General features: G+C 46.7%; 2 protein-coding genes and 2 pseudogenes. 3 read left to right on the plus strand and 1 reads right to left on the minus strand.

Annotation, left to right across the window (positions count from 1 at the left end; all coding sequences use genetic code 11):
• Window positions 1–437: 437 nt before the first annotated feature.
• The gene (locus BN93_RS01765) at window positions 438–2,756 is read right to left on the minus strand and encodes a TonB-dependent receptor domain-containing protein (RefSeq protein WP_044259402.1); all 2,319 of its coding nucleotides are present in this window, start codon (window positions 2,754–2,756) and stop codon (window positions 438–440) included.
• Window positions 2,757–3,116: 360 nt separating this feature from the next.
• Between BN93_RS01765 and BN93_RS01770 the strand changes: the two are divergent.
• The 3 genes and pseudogenes from BN93_RS01770 to BN93_RS01785 all read left to right on the plus strand — a co-directional run bounded on the left by BN93_RS01770 (window position 3,117) and on the right by BN93_RS01785 (window position 9,143).
• Window positions 3,117–3,873, plus strand: a pseudogene (locus BN93_RS01770) (LuxR C-terminal-related transcriptional regulator).
• Window positions 3,874–5,646: 1,773 nt separating this feature from the next.
• Window positions 5,647–7,509 carry an alpha-L-fucosidase gene (locus BN93_RS01780; RefSeq protein WP_044259405.1) on the plus strand — a complete coding sequence of 621 codons (1,863 nt, stop codon included), beginning with the start codon at window positions 5,647–5,649 and terminating at the stop codon, window positions 7,507–7,509.
• A 387-nt stretch (window positions 7,510–7,896) separates the two neighbouring features.
• A pseudogene (locus tag BN93_RS01785) lies at window positions 7,897–9,143 on the plus strand (MFS transporter).
• Window positions 9,144–9,159: the final 16 nt, after the last annotated feature.

Consider the following 9,159-nt stretch of genomic DNA (forward strand, 5'->3'; position numbering starts at 1 on the left):
AGTTACTCATAAATTTATGAAGACTTAAACGCAAATCGGTTCATTGAACCGTTTATCAGCCGTTTTAAGTTGTTTTTCATTACGAATTTTCAAAAGCAAAGTGTTAGGGTAATCTTCCTCTGATATTTGAAATGCGACCAGCGAGTTAACTATTTGCGCGTGTTCAGTGTTCTTTTGGCAAAATGAAAGCATTTTCTTCAACGGCCGATTGGGGTTAATTCTATTTTGCCCAAGCTGTAACTTAGTTTTAGCATCAGCTGGCGCGTGTTGTGGCTAGTATGCCTGGTTGTCTTCAAGTTGTTATATTCCATTGACTAGTTGTTGTCACTGGCCGTATGGAAGATGTAGTTGAAAGCAACAACCAAAGTAAGTTTGTCTTTGAGCAAGCAGTGCATGATGTAAGGGTATCTCATAAAGATGTACTTATGTGGTAAGCCTTACATCCTACTTCTTTGTGATTGTCCGGCGCTTGATCCTTTGTATTTACTGTTCGTTACGTTAAATTGATAGCGTATAGTGAGGTTTAACGAACTTGAAGAGTAACTTTTATGATACGTAGAGCGTCTTGGTCCAGAGTAGAATATGCGGCATGCGTCTGCTGTCCCAAACAAGTCGCTTGCATATAGTTGTAGCGTGAGCCGATTGTTCATCAAAGATTTGTAGACAGACAGGTCGGTGCTGAAGGAACCTCTACGTACAAACTTATTGCCCATGTTTCCTTCCGTTTGTGCAGACAACAACACTGAGGCCGTAATCCACTTTGTATCGAATGTGTTGTTTAGTCGGAAAAAGGCAACGGGGTGGTTAAGATAGGCTTGTTTGTAAGTGTCCATGTGGAACCATTGTTTGAAGACCGTCACTTCGAGCGTTGGATTCCAAAAGCCGAACTTCGGGTTTACAGTTACAGATGCTTGCATGGTGTTGTAAGATGGCATGTTCTCTGGTCTGGCCAACGTGGTTTGCGGCTCGTTTTTGTATGTCTGAACCAAGGTGCATATTTCATCCGACAAATGAGTGTACATGGCAGAGAACTGCATCCACTGCCAAGAGAAGGCATAACCGATGTTCCTACTGATGGATGGAACGAGGAACGGGTTGCCAGAATCGTAAGTGTAACGGTTGTTGTATTGCACCCCATCGCGGAGTTCATAGTACGAAGGGCGGTAAATGTCGGTGGCAAACGTCAGTTGCATTTGTGTGTTCCCAATAGACATCGACAGTGCCAATGAGGGAAAGAAATTGCCGTACGACTTGCTTTGCTTTGCTATAAGCCTTTCTTGGTAATAATAGTTAAAGCGGATGTGCTCGTATCGCATCCCCGCTTGTACATGTAGCTTGCCAAAGGTATTGCTGTATTCCACCAATGCAGACGTCATGTTCTCTTTTATCCGACTGTCGTCGTCGTTTACCAAAGCTCTTGGCAATAGGCTATAACGGCTTTTACGTCTGGATGTAGAAAACTCTCCGCCAAACGAAAGACTGCCAGATGCCAAAGGAACGGATAATACCAACTTCGAGGCAAGTAAACGATTGTATGTTGCACGGTCGGAATGAATGTTTTGGATGGATTCGGGAGAACCCACTTCGGTAAACCTTTCCATGTTGTGCATCTGCTCTTTCTTTCCCGACCAGTAATAGTCTGCATTGAAGTCGACATTTACTTTCCCAATCTTTCCCACATAGTAAACATTAGACAGCACAGCTTTTGAATTGCCAGGGCTTTCGAAAGAAGATAGCGATTGCTCTGTTTGAACATTATTGCGCATGGCCATTCCTACAGCGTTGCCAACAGCCAAGTTCTTTGCATATCGGTCGTAACTTACGCTGGTGCCAATAGAGTTGTCTGCATCAAGTGCGTAACTTGTTGCCAATCGCACATAGGGGTTAACGTTGGTGTATTCTTGAGAAATGGCTGTTGTTTGTTCCCAGATGTCGTCTAGATAGGTCATTTGGCGGATTAGCTTGTCGTCTTGCTTGTGTGTATAGGCTCCGTATAGGTGCAAGTTTGTGTCCCATTTGCCTTTGCGGTAGTTCAATCGTAAGCTTTCAGTGCAACTCATCCGCTTTTGTCCATTCACCTTCGAATTGGTTTTCGTGTCGATGCTGATTCCCTGGCCGACAGGTTTCTTTGTCGTGATGCGTATCACGCTCTTCACGCTGGCATTATAGCGCACTCCTGGATTGGTAATAACTTCTACGTTCTTAATCTCGTCTGGTTTCAGGCGTTCCAATTCCATTCTGTCGCGCATCTTTCTTCCGTTAATGTAAATATCGGGAGAACCTCTTCCCAACACCACGACACTTCCATCTTTCGCAGATAGGTTTGGAATCAAGTCGAGCAGACTCTCCATAGACAGCGTTTTCTCTAACACGCTGCCTGCAACGATAGTTATCATTCCCTCGCCCTTGAATACGGTCTTGGGCAGTTTTGATTTTACAACGACTTCACTTAGCAATTGAGCGTCTTCGTTCAATGTTATGGTAATGGGCGAAGTTCCATTATAGACTATAAATTGGCTTTGATAACCAACGGATGAAACCCGCAAGATGCACCCTTGATGAATTTCGGCTATTGAGAACACGCCCTCTGCGTTGCTCGTTGTGCCGCCAATCAGTGTAGAGTCGTTGGCAGACAATACCGCAACATTGGCAAAAGGAATAGGGTGTTGCTTTTCGTCTACAAGCATTCCCGTTAAGCCTTGTGCCATTGTTTGCAAGGTAACGAGTGCGAGTAGGGTTGTAATTATACTTTTCATGTTAGGCGTTTTTAGAAATGTAGATAACAATTTTCGTACAAACCGTTAGGTTAATTGGCAACTTTATTGATTGCCAAGGCTAATGAAACAAGAAACGCGTTATAATCATTCCAAGAGGATTTATTCGTGATGAACATCCGTAGGCTTTGAATGGTAAGACGACCTTTCTCCTTGCATTCTTGGCGTTTAATAGCCTATGGCAAATATAGTAATTCTTTTGATATGTTGGGCTATTGTTTTGGTGTTTTATTACTTTCCGTTATTGTTTTTACACTTTTGGGTAGTGTTTAGGGCGTTATTACTAAAAAGTAATGCGTGTTTGCCGATAAATAAAACATTACGAATAAACATGTTTAGCCTATGCCAGATATGAAAGACATCTTTATCTCGTCGAATATGGCGTGCGATGCGCCCGACTACAATCCAGATGTGCTGTCTACATTGACTCGCGCTGCGGAGGCTTTTGCCCGCGTTACCTATCAAGGCGTTTACTTGATAGACTATTACAGGCAGGAGTTTCTTTACGTGTCGGACAATCCTTTGTTTCTTTGCGGACACACGGCAGAGGAAGTGAGGGGTTTGGAATATAGGTTTTATCTGAAACATGTGCCAGAGAAAGACCAAAAGATGCTTGTTGAACTAAACCGCAGTAGCTTTAAACTGTTTGGCGCTTTTGATGCTGCTGCCAAGTGCCAATGCTATATATCATCACATTTTCATTTGAGTAATGGGGCGAAGCGCAAGCTAATCAACCATCAGCTTACACCCGTGTTGTTGACCGATGAAGGTAAGATATGGATAGGAATGGGCATTGTGTCGCTGTCTTCGCACAGAACGGCGGGCCACGTTGAGTTTCATAGGAGGGGTAGCGGCACGTATTGGACCTATTCGTTCGAGGGACATCAATGGAATGAGTGCAGTGGCGTGTCGCTTAAAGAAGAGGAGCTTGAAGTGCTTAGGCTGTCCGGCGGCAGGTCTTACCATGGTAGAGATTGCGGGCAGGATGTGCCGCTCGGTGGATACGATAAAGTTTTATAGACATCATGCCTTTGATAAGTTGGGCGTGGCGAGCATTAAAGAGGCTGTTTCGCGCGCTACTTTAAACAAATTGTTCTGAAACATACCGTCCGCTTGCAGGGAAAGCGAGAGAAGAAAGTACTTCTGAATGATAGTTTATGTTTTTGTACGTGGCAACGTGGGGTGTGGCCTTGTTGCAATGTAAGATTTCTCTCACGCGTACACGCGCGTATATATATAAGGTGTTTTGGGATTATGAGTTTGTGGCAGGTCCGTTTCTTTGTGCAAAGTCGTCTTGACTTTTAATGTTTCTTTAAGTTGAGGGGGTAAAGTACAAGTCAACGCATTGGCTTTTAAACTAACGAAAAGCCAACAACTCTCGAAGACATCAATCCCCAAACTCACAAACTCAAGAACTCACAAACTCGAAAGTTCATCAACTCATCAACCCAAAAACACACAAACTCATCAGCTCAAAAACTTAAATCGTTATCTTTTATTTTACAATACCGCTCTAATTTTCGCGCTGTTCTAGCGAAAATATAGGCCATAATGTAGGTAAATCGCCCCTATTTCTAGTCTTTCATGCCTTGCAACATGTTCAATTTTAAGAAAACTACCTGCATTTTGCACCATTTCGCCTTTCTAGATTGGTTGCCAACCCATGATTTTTGCAGCCCCAAAACCTACTTTTAGACCCCAAAACCCCACTTTTTAACGACCATTTTGCTATTTTTGGCCCAGTATTTCATGGTTCTTAAAGGTTTTGTTTATACAATTGCAGCGTATATTTATGCTTTTCGCCTTGCGTTTCGCCGCATTTCGCACTGCGTTTTGCACCATTTTACCTTGCGTTTAGCACCAAAACGCACTGCATTTAGCACCAAAACGCACTGCATTTAGCACCAAAACGCACTGCGTTTAGCGGCATATTGCACTGCGTTTTGCACCATATTGCACTATATTTTGCTATAAATAGCCCAAAAGTTGGTGCAAATGGCGACTTCTTTAAATAAATATTCATTTCGCTGCATTCACATACTAACCCCTTTGGGCATCAAAACAAACCTCAGCGAGAATCGATTTTTTGCGGCCAAGTGAACGATTGGTGAGAAAAAAGGCACCCATAATGTTAAATTTTCTACTGAAAATATGACAAAAATAATTATGCTGCATGCACGCGCAAGTGGGCAACGACACCGAAAGGACGTACGTTTACAACAGCCAGCGCGAGCGGTTGCAGGGCATGCTGCTCACATACAAGGGCAACAGCATCGTGGAAACGCAGAAGTAATAGGCCATCGACAAGCAGTTTTCTGCTTGTGGAGACTGTATTGAATAGTTTCCGCCCATTCACTTTTTGAGGCATAGCCATGTTTTACCACAGACGAATGGGGCATAATTTCTGATTTCATCATATCCTTGTTCGGCACTTCGTGCATGAGCGGGGCGTTGGTCTTGGTTTTACAGCACAAAGACATAAACGCCTCTCTGTTTGTAGAAAGATTAAAAGTAAAGCTTACTTCTGCTTTGTGTTTCTTGCCCTATCGTGGCTTAAAAGGCTTTAAAATTGGGGACATTAACGAGGAGGAGGGGGTAAGGCGTGGCGTTCATAAAGTGAGATGGTTAACCTATGCGATGGGGGAGAGGGGGGCATGCTGCGCCGATAGGTTGTTTGGTAGAGCCGACAGCGTTTTATTGGCTTTCTGTTTATGGCGTTTATGCGGCTTGATGTGGGTCGCCGTTAACATCTAGAAGTACTAAAAGGCACAGAATTGCCACATTTTTATTAAACAATGCAAAAATATATGGCGTATTACGAAAAAACGTTGTACCTTTAACCCTGTATTTTCCTAAACTTCTTATTAATGCGATGAGAATAAACAAATTTACCGCCTTAGCTGTGGTTCTGGCGATGACCGTGGGAGCTAACGCACAACGTAAGGTAACTGCGCCCGCTCCGTGTGGCCCACTGCCTAACGCCAACCAGCTGCGTTGGCATCAATTAGAGACTTATGCTTTCTTGCACTATTCGCTCAATACCTATACCGATCAAGAGTGGGGCTTTGGCGATGAGGACCCTATGTTGTTCAATCCCACCAACCTAGATGCACGTCAATGGGCGCGAACATGCAAAGAGGCAGGCATGAAAGGTATCATACTTACGGCCAAACACCATTGCGGCTTTTGCCTATGGCCTTCTAAATACACCGAGTTCTCGGTGAAAAACGCGCCGTGGAAAAACGGAAAGGGCGACGTGGTGCGCGAACTGGCCGACGCCTGTAAGGAGTATGGGCTGAAGTTTGCCGTGTATCTGTCGCCGTGGGACCGCAACCACGCCGAGTATGCACGCCCCGAATACGTTACTTATTTCCGCAATCAGCTTGAAGAACTACTCACCCAGTATGGCGAGATGTTTGAAGTGTGGTTCGACGGAGCTAATGGCGGCACGGGATATTACGGCGGAGCAAACGAGGCACGCAAGATAGACGGCGCCACATATTATGATTGGCCCAAAACGTTTGAGATGATACACAAGTGGCAACCCAAACTGGCCATCTGGGGCGACCGTGCCGAATTGCGCTGGATTGGTACGGAGAAGGGTTACGCAGGATTGACAAACTGGTGTACGATAGACTATGCGTTTAATATGCCGCAAGACACTTTGATGCACGGACAGGAGAATGGTAAGCACTGGTCGCCAGGCGAGTGCGACACGTCTATACGTCCGGGATGGTTCTATCATGAGAATGAAGACTCGAAGGTAAAGAGCCTTCGCAAGTTGGTAGACACCTATTACGAGTCGGTTGGCCGTAATGCGTCGTTGCTGCTGAACTTCCCCATCACGCGCGAAGGGCGCATCCATCCCATCGATTCGGCTCATGCCGTGGCTATGGCGCGCGTTATCAAGGCTGAATTGGCCAACAACGTGGCGCGCCAAGCCAGCGTAACGGCATCGCAAGTGCGCGGAGGCAGTGCTAAATATGGCGCACAAAAGGCCATCGACGCCAGCACCGAAACCTATTGGGCCACCAACGATGGCGTTACACGAGCATCGTTAACGCTTAGCTTTAAACGCCCAACCAACATCAATCGCTTTATGGCGCAAGAGTATATCGCACTTGGTCAACGTGTGAAGGGTTTCTCGCTCGAAGCCTTGGTGAACGGCAAATGGGTGCAACTGCGCGACGAACGCGCTCCCGAAGGCACAACGGGCCTAACCACCATTGGCTATAAGCGCATTGTTTGTTTCCCCACGGTGAAGGCAACGCGCTTGCGTTTCACCATCAATAGCGCAAAGGCTTGTCCGCTGATAAGCAACATTGGCGTGTATTGTGCACCCGCATTGCCCGAAGATGCTGTGCAATTGCCTGCCGCGGTGCTTGCAAAGGCTAACGAAAAGCAGGAAGAACCCGAACGCCTCCTTATTTCTGTGGGCTATGATAGTCCGCGAGAGCTGCTCATTGACGTGCAAGAAAAGCGCGTATGCCATAGTCTTACCTATGTTCCCAGGGAGGATACGAAAGACGGATTGGTGCTTAACTATGAGATATACGCATCGGACGACCTCGTAACATGGAAACGTTGGCTGGGCGGAGAGTTCTCGAACATCGAGAATAACCCCGTACCCCAGACCGTGAAGTTGCCTGCAATACCCACACGTTACCTTAAACTGGTGGCCACAAGGCTGGCACAAGGTGAGAATATGGCAAGGAATGATTTAATTGTGAGGTAGTTACGGCCTAAACAACAACCACTAATCGGCCTCACCCCCAATCGGCCTCACCCCCAACCCCTCTCCAAGGGGAGAGGGGCGTAATATGCAATGCGACAGCAAGGCAAACAAAGGCTACAACGAATGTTTTAACAAAACCATAAGGCCGACAACGAATGTCTTAACAAAGCAAATATAAAAGCAACAACTCAATCCAATAAGGCAAACCACTCCCCTCTCCCCTTGGAGAGGGGTTGGGGGTGAGGCTGATTTGGGGCTGGTGTTGTGGCCAGTTTAGGGCAATGGAGTGAGGCTCCTTAATTAAATAAGAACATGCAACAAACAAATTCAAAACCAAACGCTACAAGAACAAACCCCATCGCATGGGTGCCTTCCGTCTACTTCGCCATGGGACTTCCCTTCGTGGTTCTCAACATGGTGGCGGTGTTAATGTTCAAAGGTTTGGGCGTGAGCGACAGCACAATAACCTTTTGGACCTCGCTCATCATGCTGCCGTGGACCTTCAAATTCTTGTGGAGTCCGTTCTTGGAGCTATATCGCACCAAGAAATTCTTCGTCGTAACCACCCAGTTGGTTACGGGTGCGGGCTTTGCCCTCGTGGGGTTGGCACTACAATTGCCCCACTATTTCACCGTGTGTATAGCCTTGATGGCCATTATCGCGTTTAGCGGAGCCACCCACGACATCGCAACAGACGGCGTTTACATGGCCGAATTGAGCAAGGAAGACCAAGCGCGCTTTATCGGTTGGCAAGGCGCTTTCTACAATATAGCCAAGATTGTGGCCTCTGGCGGACTGGTTTGGCTGGCCGGTTGGCTGCTGAAACCTACGGCGGCGTTAAAGGTGCGCCGGAGGCCGTGATGCATTCGGCAGCCGTACAGGCATGGATGGTGGTGATGATTGCTTTGGGCGTGCTGATGTTTCTTTTGGGATTGTACCATACGCGCATGCTGCCCCAAGGTGGAACACGTACAGAGAAACGTATGACGGCGACCGAAACCTTTGAAGAACTGGTGCGCGTGCTGAGCAACTTCTTCACCAAACGCCACATCGTTTACTACATCTTCTTCATTATTCTCTATCGTTTTGCCGAGGGATTTGTGATGAAGGTGGTGCCGCTCTTCCTCAAAGCAGGGCGCGAAGTGGGCGGACTGGGGCTTAGCGAAGAAGAAATCGGCTTGTTTTACGGCACGTTTGGCGCGGCCGCCTTCGTGCTAGGCTCTATATTGGCAGGCTATTACATCTCGCACTTCGGACTTAAACGCACACTGTTCTCGCTGTGTTGCGTGTTCAACTTGCCCTTCGTGGCCTACACACTGCTGTCGTGGTATCAACCCGAAAACGGCTTACTCATTGGCGGAGCGATAACGCTTGAATACTTCGGCTATGGCTTTGGATTCGTGGGATTGACCCTCTTCATGATGCAGCAGATAGCACCCGGCAAACATCAAATGGCACATTACGCCTTCGCATCGGGCATTATGAACCTCGGTGTGATGCTGCCTGGCATGGCTAGTGGGTTCTTCAGCGATTGGTTGGGCTACAAACATTTCTTCATTTTCACCCTCGTGGCCACCATTCCCGCATTCCTCATCACCTATTTCGTGCCGTTTACGTACGAGGATAAGAAATAAAAAGCCTCACCCCCAA

Origin of the sequence: Prevotella conceptionensis 9403948 (assembly GCF_000312305.1) — a bacterium.
In the GTDB taxonomy this organism is placed as follows: Bacteria; Bacteroidota; Bacteroidia; order Bacteroidales; family Bacteroidaceae; genus Prevotella; species Prevotella conceptionensis.